This is a genomic window from Pseudomonas sp. 28 E 9, assembly GCF_900004785.1.
Taxonomy (GTDB): domain Bacteria; phylum Pseudomonadota; class Gammaproteobacteria; order Pseudomonadales; family Pseudomonadaceae; genus Aquipseudomonas; species Aquipseudomonas orientalis_A.
In genome coordinates this window covers 223046-242435 of record NZ_CVTK01000054.1, presented here as the reverse complement: position 1 = coordinate 242435, position 19390 = coordinate 223046, and the positions used below count along the sequence as shown (strand labels likewise).

General features: G+C 62.0%; 15 protein-coding genes. 9 read left to right on the top strand and 6 right to left on the bottom strand.

What is annotated here, in order from left to right:
- Window positions 1-93: 93 nt before the first annotated feature.
- Window positions 94-2175: a TonB-dependent receptor family protein gene (locus BFQ00_RS22835; protein WP_065934832.1), complete on the bottom strand. Its 2082-nt coding sequence runs from the start codon at window positions 2173-2175 to the stop codon at window positions 94-96.
- A 205-nt stretch (window positions 2176-2380) separates the two neighbouring features.
- On the opposite strand from BFQ00_RS22835, the gene BFQ00_RS22830 reads away from it, so the two are divergent.
- The 6 genes from BFQ00_RS22830 to BFQ00_RS22805 all read left to right on the top strand — a co-directional run bounded on the left by BFQ00_RS22830 (window position 2381) and on the right by BFQ00_RS22805 (window position 8982).
- Window positions 2381-2716, top strand: coding sequence for a YceK/YidQ family lipoprotein (locus BFQ00_RS22830; protein WP_083208087.1), 336 nt, complete (start codon window positions 2381-2383; stop codon window positions 2714-2716).
- Between the two features lie 133 nt (window positions 2717-2849).
- Window positions 2850-4607, top strand: coding sequence for a carbamoyltransferase family protein (locus tag BFQ00_RS22825; protein WP_065886565.1), 1758 nt, complete (start codon window positions 2850-2852; stop codon window positions 4605-4607).
- The gene (locus tag BFQ00_RS22820; protein ID WP_065934831.1) at window positions 4608-5504 is read left to right on the top strand and encodes an antimicrobial resistance protein Mig-14; all 897 of its coding nucleotides are present in this window, start codon (window positions 4608-4610) and stop codon (window positions 5502-5504) included. It begins immediately after the preceding gene.
- Entirely contained in the window at window positions 5501-6901 is a 1401-nt protein-coding gene (locus BFQ00_RS22815) for a PIG-L deacetylase family protein (protein WP_065934830.1), read from the top strand. The genes BFQ00_RS22820 and BFQ00_RS22815 overlap by 4 nt, the downstream gene beginning before the upstream one ends.
- Before the next feature lie 54 nt (window positions 6902-6955).
- Complete coding sequence (locus BFQ00_RS22810) at window positions 6956-8104, top strand: glycosyltransferase family 4 protein (protein WP_065896712.1); 1149 nt, start codon at window positions 6956-6958, stop codon at window positions 8102-8104.
- Window positions 8101-8982 (top strand): glycosyltransferase, encoded by an 882-nt coding sequence (locus BFQ00_RS22805; protein ID WP_065934829.1) that lies wholly within the window; start codon window positions 8101-8103, stop codon window positions 8980-8982. The genes BFQ00_RS22810 and BFQ00_RS22805 overlap by 4 nt, the downstream gene beginning before the upstream one ends.
- A gap of 54 nt (window positions 8983-9036) precedes the next feature.
- On the opposite strand, the gene BFQ00_RS22800 is transcribed toward BFQ00_RS22805, so the two are convergent.
- On the bottom strand, window positions 9037-10893 hold the full coding sequence (locus BFQ00_RS22800) for a bifunctional O-antigen ligase/aminoglycoside phosphotransferase family protein (protein WP_065934828.1): 1857 nt from the start codon (window positions 10891-10893) through the stop codon (window positions 9037-9039).
- A gap of 158 nt (window positions 10894-11051) precedes the next feature.
- Here BFQ00_RS22800 and msbA point away from each other — a divergent pair, with 158 nt between their 5' ends.
- The 3 genes from msbA (at window position 11052) to BFQ00_RS22785 (ending at window position 15938) form a co-directional block, all read left to right on the top strand.
- On the top strand, window positions 11052-12857 hold the full coding sequence (gene msbA / locus BFQ00_RS22795) for a lipid A export permease/ATP-binding protein MsbA (protein WP_065886559.1): 1806 nt from the start codon (window positions 11052-11054) through the stop codon (window positions 12855-12857).
- Window positions 12858-13585: 728 nt separating this feature from the next.
- Window positions 13586-15010, top strand: a complete 1425-nt coding sequence (hldE, locus tag BFQ00_RS22790; protein WP_065886558.1) for a bifunctional D-glycero-beta-D-manno-heptose-7-phosphate kinase/D-glycero-beta-D-manno-heptose 1-phosphate adenylyltransferase HldE — start codon at window positions 13586-13588, stop codon at window positions 15008-15010.
- Complete coding sequence (locus tag BFQ00_RS22785) at window positions 15003-15938, top strand: NAD-dependent epimerase/dehydratase family protein (protein ID WP_065934827.1); 936 nt, start codon at window positions 15003-15005, stop codon at window positions 15936-15938. The genes hldE and BFQ00_RS22785 overlap by 8 nt, the downstream gene beginning before the upstream one ends.
- A gap of 31 nt (window positions 15939-15969) precedes the next feature.
- Here BFQ00_RS22785 and BFQ00_RS22780 read toward each other — a convergent pair whose 3' ends face one another.
- From BFQ00_RS22780 to BFQ00_RS22765, 4 genes are read right to left on the bottom strand one after another with little or no spacing between them, the layout of a single operon-like run.
- On the bottom strand, window positions 15970-16938 hold the full coding sequence (locus BFQ00_RS22780; protein ID WP_065886556.1) for a metal ABC transporter ATPase: 969 nt from the start codon (window positions 16936-16938) through the stop codon (window positions 15970-15972).
- 41 nt (window positions 16939-16979) lie between these two features.
- Window positions 16980-17792, bottom strand: coding sequence for an aldo/keto reductase (locus BFQ00_RS22775; protein WP_065934826.1), 813 nt, complete (start codon window positions 17790-17792; stop codon window positions 16980-16982).
- Window positions 17789-18964, bottom strand: coding sequence for an NAD(P)/FAD-dependent oxidoreductase (locus tag BFQ00_RS22770; protein ID WP_065934825.1), 1176 nt, complete (start codon window positions 18962-18964; stop codon window positions 17789-17791). Before BFQ00_RS22770 ends, BFQ00_RS22775 begins: the two co-directional genes overlap by 4 nt.
- 55 nt (window positions 18965-19019) lie before the next feature.
- Window positions 19020-19355 (bottom strand): DMT family transporter, encoded by a 336-nt coding sequence (locus BFQ00_RS22765; RefSeq protein ID WP_057724331.1) that lies wholly within the window; start codon window positions 19353-19355, stop codon window positions 19020-19022.
- Window positions 19356-19390 lie beyond the last annotated feature (35 nt).

Genomic DNA, 19390 nt, shown 5'->3' with positions numbered 1-19390 from the left:
TCCAATGTGGGAGGGGGCTTGCCCCCGATGCGGTGTGTCAGTGAATGCCTGTGTAACTGACCCACCGCTATCGGGCGCAAGCCCCCTCCCACATTAGAATTGGTATTCAGCCCCAGCGCCTGCATACCACGACCGCCCCGGCGCCGCTTCGTAGTAGCGCCCATTGCCGTCCCCCACGATCACCGAGCCCACATACTGGCGATCCAGCAGGTTATCCAGGCGCAAGGTCTGGTGGAATGTCCAGTGCTCGATCTTCTGCTCAAACCGTGCGCGCCAGTTGAATACGCTGTAGCCCGGTGCGGCGTGTTGGCGGTTGGTGTCTTCGACATAGACTTTGCTGCGGTACATGCCTTCGATGGCGGTGCTGACCCAGTCCCGTGGTTTCCAGTTCAGCTCGGTGAACAGCGTGGTTTGCGGCACGCCGGGCAGGTAGTTGCCTTTGTCGATGGTGTTCGCGCCGCTGGCAAAGTCGCTGTCGTAGGTGGCTTGCAGGCGGGTGTAGGCGAGGTTGGCGCTCCACTGCTCGCTGAGTTGGCTCTCGACCCCAAGTTCGAATCCACGGCGCAGCGTGCGCCCGGCATTTTGATAGCTGGTGCGACCGCCGATGGATTGCTGCACCACCAGTTCGTCATCAGTGGTGATCTGAAAAAGCGCAGCGTTGATGCGGGTGTTGTTCAGTTGTGCCTTCAACCCTATTTCATATTGCGTGCTTTGCGACGGCTTCAAGCCAAAGTTGAAACCCTCGACGTTACCCGGCGCATAGGCCAGCTCGGCCTGGGTGGGCGTTTCGAAGCCTTTGCCGGCACTGACGTAACCGTGCAGGTCGGGCGTGAAGGCGTACATCACGCTCATCGACGGCGTGTTCTTCTGGTAGGTCTTGCTGCCGCTGGCGTCGCCGTTGCCGAGGAATTGATCGTCCACCTCCAGTTCCATGGTGCTGTGGCGAATGCCGGCCTGCAGGGTCCAGCGGCCCAGGGCCCAATTGGCCTGGAGGTAAGGGTCGAGGCTGCGCGCGGTGTCGATTTCATCGCGGCGCAACTGGCCTTTCACGCCCAGGGTGGCGCCGCTGTAGTTCTGGTAGCCGTGGCGGCTGTCTTCGCTCTGGTCGAAGTCCAGGCCCGCGATGATCGTCAACTCCCCCGGCGCGCTCTGGATGGGCTGCATCCAGCGCGCGCTGCCACCGTAGAACGTGCGGTCAAACTGCACGACGCCACCGCCGCGCTCGTTGGCGGGGGTGCCCCTGGGGATCGACAGGTACTGAATCACACTGCGCCGCCCCGTATACGCATTCACCTGCAGCGTCGCATCGCCGATGTAGCGCTCGTAGTTCATGCCCAGTTGCTGATGGTCGATGCTTTTACGCGTGTTGTAGGTCAGCGCATTGGTGCTCACCGAGCGCGGGTCGGCTTTGTACGCCGCCCAGGTCTGCCCCAGCGGGTCCTGGGTACCGTTCTGTTCCAGGCTGCTGTAGATCAACGCCAGCTTGCTGTCGTCATCGGGCTGGAAGTTGAGCTTGGCGAACGTCTGGTCACGGCGTGCGCTGCTGTGGTCGCGGTAGCCATTGGTGTCCATGCGCGAAGCGTCCAGCACAAAGCCTGCACCCTCGGTTGCGCCTTCGGCGGTGAGGTGGTTTTTGCTCAGCCCGTCGCTGCCCACCAGGGTTTCGGCGCCGATGCGTGGCGGGCCTTCGCCGTCGCGGGAGAACATCTGGATCACCCCGCCGGCGTTGCTGCCGTACAGGGTCGCTGCCGGGCCGCGCAGGACTTCGATGCGCTCGGCGGTGTCGAGGTTGAACGTTGCCGCCTGGCCCTGGCCATCCGGGGTGCTGGCGGGGATGCCGTCGGCAACCAGCTTGATGCCGCGCACCCCGAACGCCGAGCGGGCACCGAAGCCACGGGAAGAAATCTGCAGGTCCTGCGCATAGTTCTGGCGGTTCTGCACCACCAGGCCAGGCACGCGGGACAGGGCTTCGGAGGCGTTGATACCAAGTTGACCGTCGCTGATCTGTTCGCGGCTGATGGCGTCCACCGAGTACGGCAGGTCGAAGGTCGGGCTGGCGCTGCGCGAGCCCGTGACCACGCTGGGGTCCAGCAGCAACGGCGTTTCTTCGGCATGGACGGTGCTGCACAGGCCCAGCAGGAGCAGGGCGAGGGGAGAGGGAGCGGGTAGGGTCATGAAGAGGCCGAGTCCGTGGCGCAACGCATGTTGAGAGGCGTAGGCGCAAATGTCGCAAGTTTAACGATTCCCCTCGATTTTGCCGAACCCGATTGCCGTTGGACTGAACAGGAAGTTTCCCACGCAAAGCGACGGCGCCAGGCGCCTGGACCGTTGGATGGGCGATGCTAGATTTTCGACCTCATTCATAAGAAAAGAGCTGCGCATGTTCACAACAAATATGAAGTTGCTGGTGCTGGCGTGGAGTGCGTCGATGATGGTTGGCTGCGGGACCGTCACCACGGTGATGCGTGAAGATGCCGCCACCGTGAGAGCGCTCAAGGCGGATAAAACCTATTGCCAGTCCGTGCCGCGTATCTACAGTGGGGTGACGTATAACCTGTGTGTCCTGCACGGGCCGCCGAGTACGGGGAGCAGCCTGGCGCTGAATAGCGTGCCCTGGACCTTCATTGATGTGCCGCTCTCCGGCGTCATGGACACGCTCTTGCTGCCCTACACCGTCTACCGACAAAGCACCGACGGCAGCATCGACCTGCGCTAGCCCCTTGCCGCTAACAGCTTCCTGCTGCTTTTAAGTTATAATCCCGCCCTTTAGCTGTTTCCCGCCCGGGCGGGAGGCACACTTTTTTCAGGCGCGCTGCGCCTGCATGCAGACTAAAAGAGGCTAGACCCCAGTGGCATTGACGATTCTTGGCCTGTCCGGCGCCCTTAGCCATGATCCTTCCGCGGCCCTGTATATCGACGGCAAGCTGATTGCGGCCGCCGAAGAAGAGCGCTTCGTACGCGACAAACATGCAAAGAACCGCATGCCCTACGAGTCGGCGAAGTTCTGCCTGGAACAGGCCGGCATCAAACCGTCCGACGTTGATGTGGTGGCGATCCCTTTCGCGCCGATCAGCCTGTTCGGCGAGGCGCGCTGGCACTACGCCAAACGCTACTGGTACGCCCCGGACCGCGCGCTCGACGCGATCCTGATGGGCAATCGCCGTTACAAGCGCTATCGCAACAAGATTGTCTGGTGCCTGGAGCAACTGGGCTTCGATCCGAAGAAAATCAAGATCGAACCGGTTGAACACCACCTGGCCCACGCTTCCAGCGCCTACCACTGCTCGGGCTTCCAGGAGAAAACCGCGATCCTGGGCATCGACGGCAAGGGTGAGTACGCCACCACGTTCTTCGGCTATGGCGAAAACGGCAAGATCCACAAGATCAAGGAATTCTACGATCCGGACTCCCTGGGCGGCCTGTATGGCGCAATCACCGAGTTCCTCGGTTTCGAGATGCTCGACGGTGAGTTCAAGGTCATGGGCATGGCGCCCTATGGCGATGCCAGCAAGTACGATTTCTCGCGCCTGGCCTCCTTCGAGAACGGCGAGCTGGTGATCAACACCGACTACGCCAACGTCATCGGCCTGCGCCGTTATAAAGAGAAGGGCAAGGGGTTCTACTTCTCGCCAAAACTGATCGAGTGGCTGGGCCCCAAGCGCGAAGGCGATATCGCCGACGAGCCGTACATCCACTACGCGGCCAGCATGCAGGCGCTGTTCGAGAAACTGGCCTTGCAGATGATCGACCATTACCTGGGCGACATCCTCAAGGACACCGGCAAGCTGGCCTTTGCCGGCGGCTGCGCGCTGAACGTCAAGCTGAACCAGAAGATCATTGCCCGCGATGACGTCAAGGAGCTGTTCGTGCAGCCGGCGTCCGGCGATGCCGGCACTGCCGTGGGTGCGGCCGCCTATGTGTCCCACGCTCGTGGTGTGCCGGTGGAGAAGATGGAACACGTCTACCTCGGCCCGTCCTACAGCAACGAAGACGTGATCGCTGCCTGCGCCAAACATGAAAGCAAGCCGAACTGGCGCAAGATCGAAAACATGCCCAAGCGCATCGCCAAGATCATGGTCGACGGCAACCCGGTGGCCTGGTTCCAGGGCCGCATGGAGTTTGGTCCGCGTGCCCTGGGCGGTCGTTCGATCATCGGTTGCCCGAGCGCCACCGGCGTGGCCGACCGTATCAACCACCAGATCAAGTTCCGCGAGCGCTGGAGGCCTTTCTGCCCGTCGATGCTCGACACCGTGGCCCCGCACATGATCAAGGTCGACCACCCGGCGCCGTTCATGACCTTCACCTTTGAAGTGTCGGAAGAATGGAAGACCCGCGTGCCGGAAGTGGTGCATGAAGACGGCACCTCCCGCGCCCAGGTGCTCAAGCGCGAGTACAACCCGCGCTACTACGACATGATGAAAGAGCTGGAAGTATTGACCGGCAACGGCGTGTCCCTGAACACCTCGCTCAACCGTCGTGGCGAAGCGATGATCTGCTCGCCGACCGACGCGCTGAACATGTTCTTCGGCTCCGACCTGCAGTACCTGATCATGGAAGACATCCTCGTGGTCAAGGATGGTGTGGACCCTTATGACGCTGTGGTTTAAATGCTGAACCGCTTCCAGGGTTGGCGTGAACGTGGCTGGACGCCTGTCGATGCCGACGTTTACGCCCAGGCCTGGCAGCGTTACGGCGGCAGCGTGGCGACCCATCCTCAGGTGATCGAACGCCTGGCGGGGTTGGCGCAGATTCCGGTGCGTTACCTGGGCTGGAAGCAAGGGGGTGAACTCAAGGGGGCAATCGCCACCTGGGGACGCGACCTTGCTCTTTCCAAGGACGTGCTCAAGCGCACCGGCAAGAAGGGCCTGTTTGACCTGGGCAATGCCGAGATCATCCTGCCGATAGCCGCTGATGCGCAGGTGCCGCTGCGTCACCGTGGCCGTTATCTGTCGGCGCTGAACCAGGGGCGCGTGAGTACGCTCAAGCCCCAGGCCGAGCAATTGGCCATGGCGCGCACTCCCGAAGACCTGTCGAAAAAGTTTCGCTACAACCAGCGCCGTGAATTGCGTTTGCTCGAGGAAGCGGGTGGCGTGGTGCGACCGGTCAGCGAGTTTTCCGGCGTGGAGCTGGCGGCGATTTATTGCGATCTGTTCCAGCGGCGCTGGGGCTTTCCTGCCACCGGTGCCGAGCGACTGGCCGAGGTGCTGGAACTGCTCAAGACGTTCCTGATCGGTTCGGTGCTGTTTCTCAATGACGCGCCGATTGCCGTGCAGGTGGTGTATCGCGTTCAAGCGCCCGAATGGATAAGCGTTGAGTACGTCAACGGTGGCGTCGACCCTGAGACCCGTGCGTTCAGCCCGGGGAGCGTGCTGAGTTTCCTCAATACACAAAGTGCCTGGGAACATGCGCGCGCGCAGGATTTGCCGTTGCGCTTCTCGTTCGGGCGTGCCGACCGTGAATATAAAGAGCGCTGGTGCAACCCGGTGCCGGTGTTCAGCGTATGAGCCGCAAACAGCAATTGCTCAAGCGCCATCGGCGCAACAAGCGCGTCGCGCTATTGATCTGCCTGCTGATACTGGTTGCGACCGGTGTGCTGGTGGCCTGGTGGCTGCCGCTGATCCTTGCGCTGCTGCTGTGGGTGGCTCACGAAGCCTGGTTCGCCGATCATCTGTTTTATTCGCCCAATGACGACTATCAGTACCACTTCGCCCCGAGCGGCCAGCAGGTTGGCCTGCGCCTGGATAACGGGCGATGGGTGCCGCAGACGCCGCTGGAACTGGCGGGTGACGAAACGCTGATCCTTGAAGTGCAGCTCAAGAGCGGTTGGCTCGGGCGTTTCCTTGACCCGGCGGTCGAGCTGGCGGGGGATTGTCAGGCGTTCGAGCGCGGTGTGGCGGGCAAGCGATACCTGAATCTGACCGGTTCTGCCGCAACGCTGGCGGCGGGCGAGTTGACGTTGCGCGGCCGCTTGTGCCGCGTGGTCGGCCAGCCCAGCCTGTGGATTTTCCGTCAGCCGGATCACGCCCGTCAGCGGGTCATGGTGATCGCCCCCCACGCCGACGACGCCGAACTGGCGGCCTTTGGCCTCTATGCCCAGGCGGATGAAAGCTGGATCGTGACCTTGACCGCAGGTGAAATCGAAGCCGAGCACTATCAGCAGATGGGCCTGGCGCAGGCCGATGCCGCTCGACTCAAAGGGCGCCTGCGGGCCTGGGACAGCATTTGCGTGCCGCGCTGGGCCGGTGTTCCTGAAGCACAGTGCGTGCAATTGGGCTACTTCTGCCTGCAACTGCCGGCCATGCAGGCCGCGCCGGATCAGCCCCAGGCGTCCCGCGAGGCGCAATTGGACGATACGCGGCTGTTTCGCCGGTTCAACAGCCTGGCGCTGCCCGGCGATCTGGACGGTGCACCGACGTGGGTCAATCTGATTGCCGATCTACGTGCGGTGCTGCTCAAGGCGCGGCCCGAGGTGATCGTGTTGCCGACACCGCTCCTTGACCCTCACCCGGATCATATCTGCGCCTACAACGCCGTTATCGAAGCGTTGCAAGGGCTGGAGTGGCAACCCAGCACATTGCTCGGGTACGCCAACCACCTGCATGATAACGACCGCTGGCCCATGGGCAATTCGGGTGCCGGCGTGGCGTTGCCGCCGCAGTTCGAGGCCGGCCAGGTATTCGAACCCTATTGCCGTGTATTGAGCGTGAGCCAGCAGCAGGACAAGGCCATGGCGCTGGGCATGATGCATGACCTGCAACCCCGGCCGCCCTTCAAGCGTCGCGTGCGCCGTCTGCTGCAACAATTGCTGGCGGGTCGTTGTCCATCGCCTTACGGCGAGAATGAGTTTTTTCGCAAGGCCGTGCGCCGTCATGAACTGCTTTGGGTGCTCAAGCAGGACTGAAGTTGATTTTTACGTCGGGCTGCGCGCAGTAGCCCGGTTGCCTCATGGAGCAATATGAAGCCTCGTTTCAAGGTTTTGCAGCTACAGCCGGACTACAACGTCAAACTCCATGATTTTGCTGACCTTGGTGAGCAGATCGTCAAGTCGTTGCCGGTTGAACGGTTCGAGGTCACATCGGCCTTCCTCAGTGGACGCCCCCAGCCGGGCCAGCCGCTGAGCGTGGCCGACCATTCCAAATATTTCGAATTTCCCGAGAAAGCCCTGAAGGGCATTCGTCTGCGGGCCATGTGGGAAATCTACAAGTATTGCCGTGAGCAGAAGTTCGACGTGGTCATCTGTAACCGCTTCAAGTCGGTGAACATGATGCTGGCGCTCAACCGCTGGTTGAAGATTCCCTTGTGCATCGGCATCTCCCACGGTTTCGGCGAATACGAGCGGGCCTATCGTCGGCGCCAGATGCGTCGCATGGTCAGTCCGGCCTGGCGGTTCGTCGGGGTTTCGGCGGCGGTGAGGGATTACCTGGTGGGCTTGAACTGTGGCTTTACCCACGAGAACACCACCTTTGTCACCAACGCGATCGACATCCCCCAGGCCGAGGCCTTGCAGTTGCCGCGCGAGCAAGCGCGGCAGGCCCTTGGCTTGCCTCTGGAGGCACGGATGATTGGTGCCCTGGGGCGCCTGGTGCCGATCAAGGGGCACACGCACCTGTTGCAGGCGTTTGCACGGCTCAAGGACAAATATCCAGAGGCTCAGGTGGGCATCATCGGCTCCGGCCGCGCCGAAGCTGACCTGCGGGCGGACATCGAGCGTCTCGGCCTCACTGGCCGTGCGCACTTGCTGGGCTTTCGTGAGGACGGTCTGCAGTACGTACGCGCCTTCGATATCTGGACCATGCCGTCCCTGCTTGAAGGTTTGGGCCTGGCGCTGCTGGAAGGCATGAGCGGGCGCCTGCCGGTGATCGCCTCCAACGGGCCGGCCATGTTGCCGCTGGTTGAAGGGGCGGGCGGCTTGTCCCATGAGCCCGGCAACGTGGAGCAACTGACTGCGGCGCTCGACACTTACCTGGCCATGAGTGATGAACAGTTACGCGCCAAGGGTGAGCAGGTCTTCCGTTACCTGGAGGCAAACCACGCCTTGGCTGAGTTCCAGGGCAAGTATCTGGATTTGATCGAAACCGGTTTGAAAGAAGCAGGTAGAGCATGACAGCGCAACAACCGTTGGTCTCGGTGATTATCGCGTCCTACAACCACGCTCGGTACATCGAGCAGAGCATCCTGAGTGTGCTCGGCCAGACTTACCCGAATATCGAATTGCTGGTGATCGACGACGGCTCCAAGGATGACAGCGTCGAGTGCATCCGACGGCTGCAGGCCGAGCACGGGTTTGATTTCCAGGTGCAACAGAACCAGGGGTTGACCGCCACACTGAATAACGCGCTTGCCCGCGCCAAAGGCAGCCTGATCGCGCCATTCGGCTCAGACGACATCATGCTGCCCGACCGTATCGCGACCCAGGTGGCCTACATGGAGGGCAAGCCCGGGGTGGGGATCTGCGCCGGCAACATCGAGCTGATCGACGGTGACGGCAACCTGCATCCGGAGAAAAAACAACGCCGTGATGTGCCGTTTCGCAGTCTCGACTTCGACGACATGTTCATGGACCGCAAGCCGTTTCCACCCGCGCCGACCATGCTGATCCGCCGCGAAGCGCTGGAGGAGGTCGGTGGTTTCGATCCGCTGATTCCCCTGGAAGACCTGCTGATTCAATTGAAGATAACCGCGGCGGGCTACACCATCGATGCGCTTGACGTAGTCATGGCGCAGTACCGACAGCACGCCAGCAATACCTACAAAAACCACCGCTACATGATCCAGAACATCCTCAAGACCTACGCCAAGTTCAGCGATCACCCGGCCTACGATGCGGTGCGCTACAACTTCCTGAACTCGATGTTCCTCAAGACCGCCGACCGTGACCGGCCGTTGGCACGGGAGATTCTCAAGCAGATCCCGCTGAAATTCTGGGGGCGCAAGACCTTGCGTGGCTTGGTGCGGTTGTATCTGACGCCGCTGAGGAGCTGAAGACGAGGGATGTAAAAAAGGCGACTATCACGGCAGTGATAGTCGCCTTTTTTATCAGCTGGCCGGGCTGGCCAGGCTATGTACCTGTTCGCGGAGTTTCGCCGTGGCCGTCGGGCTGGCAACCGTCGCATAGCCTTTTACCAGGTGTTCGAAATGCGTTTCGAACAGCCAGTTGCGGTCCTGCGGATAGCGCTGCATGTGACGCAGGTTACGCTGGCGCAAGGCGTAGCGCAGGGGCGAGGGGTAGATGCGCAGGTCAGCGACGTCAATCAGGCCGAACTCGCCGTCGTCCATCAGCAGCACGTTGCCCAGGTGCAGCGAGCGGAAGTACACACCGCGTTCGTGCAATTGCGCCATGAACCGGCCGAAACGCTCGACCAGCGATTCGCGCAGGCTGCTGTCCAGGCTTTGCATGGCCTGGCGCAGGGTCAGGCCGGGCAGCGGGGTATAGGCCACGGCACCGCTGGCGTCGGGCAAGTGGTAGAGGCCAAGGATGTGCGGGGTGGGAATGCCCAGGCTGCGCAACTGTTCGCTGTTGCTGGCGAAACGCTCGGAATACGGGTTGAAGCTGCCGGAGGTGTACCAACGGCGCGGGCGGAACAGCTTGAGAAAGCTGCCGTCTTCCAGGCGCAGGACTTTTGGCCCCAGGCCATCGGCTTCAATCACCTGGGCATTGCTGCACAGCTGGTCAAATGCCGGGCGCTTGATCGATTGCACCGACATGCGCAGCAGGCTGCGGTGGCGCTGGGCGATGCTCAGGCCGGTAATGATCGCCAACGGGATCCACAGCAGGAACCAATGCTCCTTGGGTCGCGACAGGATGCCGCCGCCTTCGGTCAGGCCCGCACCGATGCCGTAGACCAGCAGGGACGATGCCAGGATGAACAGCGGTTGTGCGCGTCGTTGCATGCCCTTGTACAGGGCATAGCCGAGCATGAAGATCCAGGGGATGAAGCCGATGATGCCGACGTAATAGAGCACGCCAAGGGCAAAGCTATGGGGCTCGCGCAGCTGGTAGCCGTTGTCGAATGTCAGGTATAGCTCGGAGTCGTAGCTATGGCCGATCCAGGGGTGGTCGGCGATGAGTTTCAACGACATTTTCCACAGCTCGACACGCAACGAATTGCCACGGTCCGTGATCAGTTCCGGGTACAAAAGCAGCAGCCCGGCGCTGGCCAGCACCATTGCACCGAGCAGCAGCGCCGAGCGGCGGTTGCGACTGACCAGGGCCATCCACACGATCACCATCATCAGTGCCACCAGAGGCGTGCGAGAGCCCGTCGCCAACACTGTGAGACCCATGATCGCCAGTGCCGGTACGCTGAACCACAACACGTTCAGGCGCTGGGTCGTCAGGCAGATAAACAGCCAGTACACCGTGAAAAAACCGAACAGATGGGAGCTGAGCAACGGATTATCGAGGGCGCCGAGGCCGCCGATCATGCGCATGCCAGGTTCGTACGCCTTCGCGAAGGCCACCAGGTTGCCCAGGCACACCACCAGCGCAATCACTGCGGCACCGAAGAAGATCGGCTTGAACAACTCGTTGCGGTAGTGCAACAGCAGCCCACAGCCGCCAAACAGCATAAAGGTGTTCAGCGGGCGTTTGAACAGGTCGGTGTCGGCGCTGGGCTCGGGGCTCCAGAGCAGACTGATCAGCGCCCAGGCGGAGAAAGCCAGGAACGCCAGGGCGATCGGCTCGCGCAACAGGTCCTTGAGTTCCCTGGGGCGCATGCACAACAGGAACAGGGTGGGCACGCTGAACAGGAGGTAGACGATCCGGTGCAGTACATTGCGGTTGCCGACGAAGAACAGTGCACTCAAGAGCAACAGCAAGCCAACAGGCAAAATCCACAGGACCAGGAAGTCAAAAACGCGATTCGAGCCATAGATAAGGCGCTTGGAGTGCATACGATAGAGCCATTCCGGAAAGAGAAAGCCGACCCTCCCGAGGGGGTGGCCATGTAATGTCGCCCGCGTGATCCTGCCGGGTCGTGGCGTACGCCGGGTGCAAGTACAACAGAGAAGCTGTGCTAAAGTCAGCCTCCTTTTTCAAAACGCCGCGTGATATGACCGACTCCAGTCCGAGCGCAAGCCCTTCGAGCTTGAAAATATACTTCCGCCTGCTCAGTTACGTTAAGCCTTATATGGGCTTGTTCGCGCTGAGTATCCTTGGATTTCTGATTTTCGCGTCGACCCAACCGATGCTGGGTTACATCCTCAAATACTTCGTCGACGGCCTTTCCAATCCCGAAGCCGTGCTGTTTCCGACCGTGCCGTTCCTGCGCGACCTGCAGTTGCTGCAGGCGGTGCCGCTGCTGATCATTCTGATCGCGGCCTGGCAGGGCCTGGGCTCATTCCTGGGCAACTACCTGTTGGCCAAGGTCTCCCTGGGCCTGGTCCACGATTTGCGTGTGCAGTTGTTCAACAACCTGCTGACGCTGCCTAACCGTTACTTTGACAACCACAATTCCGGGCACCTGATTTCTCGCATCACCTTCAACGTGACCATGGTCACGGGGGCGGCGACCGATGCGATCAAGGTGGTGATCCGCGAAGGCATGACGGTGATCTTCCTGTTTGCCTCGCTGCTGTTCATGAACTGGCGCCTGACGCTGGTCATGATTGCCATCCTGCCGTTGATTGCCGTGATGGTCAGCACGGCCAGCAAGAAATTCCGCAAGCAGAGCAAGAAGATCCAGGTGGCCATGGGTGACGTGACCCACGTCGCCTCGGAAACCATCCAGGGTTACCGCGTGGTGCGCAGCTTCGGTGGCGAGGTCTATGAAGAGAAGCGTTTCCTCAAGGCCAGCCAGAGCAATACCAACAAGCAACTGCGCATGACCCGCACCGGGGCGATCTACACCCCGGCGCTGCAACTGGTGATCTACTCCGCGATGGCGGTGCTGATGTTCCTGGTGCTGTATCTGCGCGGCGATGCGTCGGCCGGTGACATGGTGGCCTACATCACCCTGGCCGGTCTGTTGCCCAAGCCGATCCGCCAACTGTCGGAAGTCAGTTCGACCATTCAGAAGGGTGTGGCCGGTGCCGAAAGCATTTTCGAACAGCTGGACGAAGAGGTGGAGGTCGACCACGGCACCCTCGAACGCGACAAGGTCAGCGGTCGCCTGGAAGTGCGCAACCTGAACTTCACCTACCCCGGCACCGAACGCCATGTGCTCAAGGACATCTGCTTTACCGCCGAACCCGGGCAGATGATCGCCCTGGTGGGGCGCTCGGGCAGTGGCAAGTCGACCCTGGCCAGCCTGATCCCGCGGTTCTATCACCATGAGAGCGGTGAAATCCTGCTTGATGGCATCGAGATCGAAGACTACAAGCTGCTCAACCTGCGCAAGCACATTGCCCAGGTCACCCAGCATGTGACCCTGTTCAGCGACACCGTGACCAACAATATCGCCTATGGCGACCTGGCCGGCGCGCCACGCGAAGACGTTGAAGCGGCGGCGACGGATGCCAACGCCAAGGACTTCATCGACCAGTTGCCCAAGGGCTTCGATACCCAGGTCGGCGAGAACGGCGTGCTGCTCTCCGGTGGCCAGCGTCAGCGCCTGGCGATTGCCCGTGCGCTGCTCAAGAACGCACCGGTGTTGATTCTCGACGAGGCCACCTCGGCCCTAGACACCGAGTCCGAGCGGCATATCCAGGCCGCGCTGGACAAGGTCATGCAGGGCCGCACCACACTGGTGATCGCACACCGTTTGTCCACCATCGAGAAGGCCGACCTGATCCTGGTGATGGACGACGGGCGCATCGTCGAACGCGGTACCCACGGCGAACTGCTGGCGCAGAACGGCTATTACGCCCGCCTGCATGCCATGGGCCTGGATGCACCGGTGGCGGCCGACATCACCTGATCCAACAGGCGCCACGGCTCGAATGTGGGAGGGGGCTTGCCCCCGATGGCGGCCTCTGGGCCGACCAGGATGTTGGGTCGGACCGGGTACATATCCGTTTCTGCGGTAACGGCTGCTATTGGTTCCGCCCTGACGGCGGGTCACTTTGGAAAAAGCCCCAAAGTAACCAAAGGGCTCTTGCCCCACCACTCGGCACCTCGCTTGGGCTCGGTGTGCCCTCACTCCGGCTTGAATCCGTGGGCCGCCGCCACGCGCCATCCATGGCGCGGGGCGGCTAACCCGGCGTCCTGCCGGGTTATCCACGAATTCAAGCCTGCGTTCGGCCAGCGTGGTCTAACGGGGCGCCTAAGATCAAGATCAAAAGCACGGCGGCCTTAGAGCCGACCGGTATTTTGGTCGACCCCGGTCCAAATGTGGGACGGGGCTTGCCCCCGATGGCGGCCTCTGGGCCGCCGCAATGGGTCATCCCTGGCCCGGTGCGGCTAACCCGGCGTTCTGCGGGTTATCCTCGGATTCAAGCTTGCGCTCGGCCGCGTGGTTTCAAGGGGCGCCTAAGATCAAGAGCGACTCGCTGCGCATCGTGGTTAGCGTTGGGCGTCATAGAGTTGTGTAGATACCTATGCCATCGGGGACTTGCCCCCTCCCACATTTGCCCTGCGGTGGGCGCAAGCCATCGCAAACCCTGTGCTAATATCGCGCCCCTGTTCATTTTGTATGTGGGTTGCTCCATGAAGTTGTCCATGCCGCGATTCAATCAAGCCCCTGTCTTGGTGGTCGGCGATGTCATGCTCGACCGTTACTGGCATGGTGGTACCTCACGGATTTCCCCTGAGGCGCCGGTACCGGTGGTCAAGGTCGAGCAAATCGAAGACCGCCCGGGTGGCGCTGCCAACGTTGCCCTCAATATTGCCGCGCTCGGCGCCCCGGCTTCCCTGGTGGGTGTGACCGGTGACGACGAAGCGGCCGACAGCCTGGCCAATAGCCTGCGCGGTGCCGGCGTGCGCGCGTTGTTCCAGCGCATCGCCCATCAGCCGACCATCGTCAAGCTGCGGGTCATGAGCCGTCACCAGCAATTGCTGCGTATCGATTTCGAAGAACCCTTCGCCACCGACGCCTTGGCCCTCGGTGACCAGGTCAACGCGTTGCTCGAAGGCATCAAGGTGCTGGTGTTGTCCGACTACGGCAAAGGCGCCCTGAAGAATCACCAGGTGCTGATCCAGGCCGCCAAGGCCCGCAACATTCCGGTGCTGGCCGATCCCAAGGGCAAGGACTTCTCGATTTATCGGGGCGCCAGCCTGATCACGCCCAACCTCAGTGAGTTCGAAGCGGTCGTCGGTGGTTGCGCCGATGAGCACGAACTGGTCAGCAAGGGCGCGGCGCTGATGGCCGATCTTGAACTCGGTGCCCTGTTGGTGACCCGTGGCGAACATGGCATGACGCTGCTGCGTCCCGGCCACCCGGCGATGCACCTGCCGGCGCGTGCGCGGGAAGTGTTCGACGTCACCGGCGCCGGTGATACGGTGATTTCCACCCTGGCCGCGTCCATCGCCGCCGGCGAGGAACTGCCCCATGCCGTGGCCCTGGCCAATCTGGCGGCGGGCATTGTGGTCGGCAAACTGGGTACTGCCGCCATCAGCGCCCCCGAGTTGCGTCGCGCCATCCAGCGTTCCGAAGGTTCGGAGCGCGGTGTGCTGGGGCTCGAGCAATTGCTGCTGGCGATTGACGACGCACGCGCCCACAACGAAAGTATCGTGTTTACCAACGGTTGCTTCGATATCCTGCACGCCGGTCACGTGACCTACCTTGAGCAGGCGAGCGCCCAGGGCGATCGCCTGATCGTCGCGGTCAACGATGATGCTTCCGTCAGCCGCTTGAAAGGCCCGGGCCGACCGATCAACAGCGTCGACCGGCGCATGGCGGTCCTGGCTGGATTGGGTGCGGTGGACTGGGTGATCAGCTTCTCTGAAGGCACCCCGGAAAACCTGTTGGCCCAGGTCAAGCCTGATGTGCTGGTCAAGGGCGGTGACTATTCCGTCGACCAAGTGGTCGGTGCGGACATCGTCAGCGCCTACGGCGGCACCGTCAAAGTGCTGGGGTTGGTGGAAAACAGTTCGACCACGGCCATCGTCGAGAAAATACGTAACAATGAATAACGCTGATAAATGGGTGTTGATCACCGGAGGCGCAGGCTTCATCGGTTCGCATTTGGTTGACGCGTTGCTCGCCAAGGGCTATTCGGTGCGGGTGCTGGATAACCTGTCTACCGGCAAGCGCAGCAACCTGCCCCTGGATGACGCGCGCGTGCAACTGGTGGAAGGTGATGTGGCAGACGCCGAGCTTTTGGCTCAAGTGGTCGTTGGCGCGTCGGCGGTGGTTCACCTGGCGGCTGTGGCGTCGGTCCAGGCCTCTGTGGACGATCCGGTCAGCACGCACCAGAGCAATTTCATCGGCACCTTGAATATCTGCGAAGCCATGCGCAAGGCCGGCGTGAAGCGTGTGGTGTACGCTTCCAGCGCAGCGGTCTACGGCAACAACGGCGAGGGTGCCTCCATCGACGAAGAGACGACCAAGGCGCCGCTGACACCCTATGCCTCGGACAAATTGGCCAGCGAGCACTACTTCGACTTCTACCGTCGTGAGCATGGCCTGGAGCCGGTGGTTTTCCGCTTCTTCAATATCTTCGGTCCGCGCCAGGACCCGTCATCGCCGTATTCCGGTGTGATCAGCATTTTCAGCGAGCGTGTGCAGCAGGGCCTGCCCATTGCCGTGTTTGGCGATGGCGAGCAAACCCGTGACTTCATGTATGTGGAAGACCTGGTGGATGTGCTGGTGCAGGCCATCGAGTTGCCGACCATTCCCGCAGGGGCAATCAACGTCGGTTGGAACCACGCCACTACGCTCAAGCAGGTGCTGCAGGCACTGGAGCAAGTGGTGGGCACGTTGCCGGTCATTACCTACGGATCGGCGCGCCTGGGGGATATTCGCCATTCGCGGGCCGACAATCGGCGCCTGCTGGCAAGCTTCACCCTGCCTGAACCTACCCCGTTGAAGGTCGGCTTGGAGCGCTTGCTCAAAGGCTGAGCCGCAGGCCGATAGCGATATCGGGTGTGCGTCAGCCCCTGGCTTTTTTCTTCGGCACGATCTTGCGCAGCATCTGCTGCGCCTTGCCGGTCAAGCGCTTGAGCTTTGACTCTTTTTCCGGCTGTGCCAGGCCTTGCTGCCTGAGCCAATCCTTCCAGCGAATCCGCTCATCACGCACCAGCCAGCCGTCCTGCCGGGCGAAGCTTTCGGCCAGGTACAAACCCCGTGTACTCGCCGGATACAGTTGGTCCTTCTTGACGGTGTACAGCTCGGCAAGGGGCTCGCCGTCCTTGAGCGGCATCAGGTACAGGTCCGGACGCTTGCGATCCAGGCGCGCGACCAGTTGGTCACCTTCCAGGCGCTCATCCACATGGAACAGGCTCAGGGACTTGGCTTCCTTGGGCACTTCCAGGCGCAGGTCGTAAATCAGCTGCAGTGACGCCGTCGGCAGGTGCACATAGGCCCGTGGACGCTCGATCAACTGGGTGGTGGCGCAGCGCACCGGACGCGCGGCGCCGGACAGCGGGCTCAGGCGAAACGGCAGGGCTTCACGGTAATGCAGCGCGGCGGAGTAGGGCGCCGGCAGCCAGGTATCGTTGAAGCGCCCGCCGAGCCAGCCCTCAGGGGTTTCCAGCAGGCATTCCTCGGCAATTTCCTGAATGGCCGTGTGCAGCGGCAGGTTCAGTTCATGGGCGGGGACGTAGCCGGAGATCAGCTTGAGCACCACATCGCCGCGATCCTGGCGACGCTGGCGTACCAGCACCCAGTAATCCTTGTTTTGCCAGTGCAGAGTCAGGCGCACCGAGACGCCGAGATTAGCCAGTTCCAGGGCAAAGCGTTCGGCGTCCGGCACCTCGACCGGCTTGCGCCGTTGCAGGGTCTGGGCGAAGTTGAGCGGCATGCCGACGCTCTGGTAGCTCAGGCCTTCGGGGGTGGCTTCCACATGCAGCGGCAGTGTCTTGAAGTTGCTGGGGTTCTTTCTTATGAGCGTACGCGGCATGTCGGCTCCTTTGTGCGACGGGGTCGGCCGCGTGGGCGGCATCAGAGTTGACGGATGACCCGGGCAGCGGTTGCCACGTTATGGGCCAGGTGCAGCGGATTGATGGTCCCGACAATAGCACTGGCGACGCCCGTTTGCGCAAACAACAACGTGAAACTCGCCTGAATTGGATCCATTCCAGGCGCCAGGCATACGTGGCCGCTGGCCAGGGCTTTTTTCACCAGGATGCCCTTGCCATGGGCCGCCGCGTAATCAATGACGGCTTTTTCGGCCTGTTCGTTCAGATTGTAAGTCACCATGGCGCAATCACCCTGCTCCAGCGCCTTCACGCCGCCTTCAACGGTCTTGCCGGAGAAGCCGAAACCGCGGATCTTGCCCTCTTTTTTCAGCTCCGCGAGGGTGTGGTAAACCTCGCAGTCATTGAGAATGTGCAGGTCGTTGCCATCGGAGTGCACCAGCACCAGGTCGATAAAATCCGTTTCAAGTCGTTTCAGACTGCGCTCGATCGACATCCGCGTATGGGCGGCGCTGAAATCGTGGCGGGACACGCCGTCTTCGAATTCTTCGCCGACCTTGCTGACGATCACCCACTCCTTGCGCTGGTCACGCAGCAGTGGCCCCAGTCGCTCTTCGCTGCGCCCGTACGCGGGCGCGGTGTCGATCAGGTTGATGCCCAGCTGGCGCGCCTGGCGCAGCAACATTCGCGCCTCGTCGTCATTTGGAATCTGGAAACCGCTGGGGTATTTGACCCCTTGGTCGCGACCCAGCTTGACGGTGCCCAGGCCCAGGGGCGACACCAGCAGGCCGGTGCTGCCGAGGGGGCGATACAGTTCGTGCAGGGTTGGCAGGCTCATGGCAACAGGTGCTCCCAGGCGGGTTGGCCGATCGCAGGCTTGGGCAGGTCGGGCAGGGGGGCGCCGGCGCTTGGGCGGATGCCGGCGCGTTCCAGGCTGTCGATGACCCGGTCGGCAAAGTCCGGCGCCAGGGCCAGCTTGGTCGGCCAGCCCACCAACAGGCGGCCCTGTTCGGCCAGGAAGGCATTGTCGGGACGGCTCAGGCCTGATTGCAGTGGCTCGGCGCGTTCGACGCGCAAGGTGGCCCACTGGGTTTGGCTCATGTCGATCCATGGCAACAGCTGAGCGAGTTCTTTCTGCGCGGTGGCAATTTGCTCTTGCGGCGTGCGGGCTACGCCATCGGCCTCGGCGATATCGCCGCCGATGTACCACACCCAATTGCCGTCTGCGGCCGGGTGCGTGGTCACGGTCAGGCGCGGCTTGGTGCCGCCGCCCAGGCAATGGGCATACAACGGCTTCAGGCCCGGGCCTTTGGCGAGGATCATATGCAACGGGCGGGTTTGCATCGCCGGCTGGCTCAAGCCCAGGGCCGCCAGCAGATCGGCGGTGCCTGCGCCGGCACTCAATACGATGCGCTGGGCGCGGATTTCGCGGCCATCGACCGTCAAGCCCACCAGCGTGTCGCCTTCGCGCAGCGGTTCGATGTGCTGGCCCGCGAGCAGACCGTCACCGGCCAGGTGCGCCAGGCGTTCAATCAGGCTGGGCACATCCACCACCAATTCTGCCAGGCGGTAGACCTTGCCCTTGAAGCGACGATCCTGCAGCGCGACCGGCAGTTCGTCGCCCTTGACCTGATCGACACGGCCGCGCACGGCCTTGCTGGCAAAAAAACTGGTGAGATTGCCGGCGAGGGTGCCGGGGGACCACAGGTAGTGGGCTTCAGAGAGCAGGCGCACGCCGGACAGGTCCAACTCGCCATTGCCGGCCAGGGCTTCACGCCAGCGACGCGGCATGTCGGCAATCGCTTCGGAGGCGCCGGTGAGGGCGCCGTGCAGGGCGTATTTCGCACCGCCGTGAATGATTCCCTGGGACTTTACGCTTTGCCCGCCACCCAGGGTCGCGCTTTCCACCAGCACCGTGGAAAACCCCTGGCGGCGCAGGCGCGCATTGAGCCAGAGGCCGGCAACCCCGGCGCCGACAATCAGAACGTCGGTGGAAATAACGGATGGCATCGGCGACCTCAATGTTCAAGACAAGGGGCGCAGTATACAGGCTGTTGAGGGGCGGTCAGTGACCCGCGGTTTTCGAGAACAACTGAATCACCACCACGCCCAGCACGATCAGCCCCATCCCCAGCATGGCCGGGATATCCAGCTTCTGCCCGTAGATGAACAGCGCGGCAATGCTGACCATCACGATGCCCATGCCGGCCCAGACGGCATACGCCACGCCGACCGGCACGGTGCGCACGACCAGGGTCAGCATCCAGAACGCGATGCCGTAACCGACGATCACCAGCAACAGCGGAATCGGTGTGCTCCACCCCTTGATGGCTTTCATGGAAACGGTCGCGATCACCTCCGAGCAGATGGCGATGGCCAGGTAACAGTAGGCGGCGTTCATGGTGCAATCCTCAAGGTGAAGCGGGTTTGATAAGG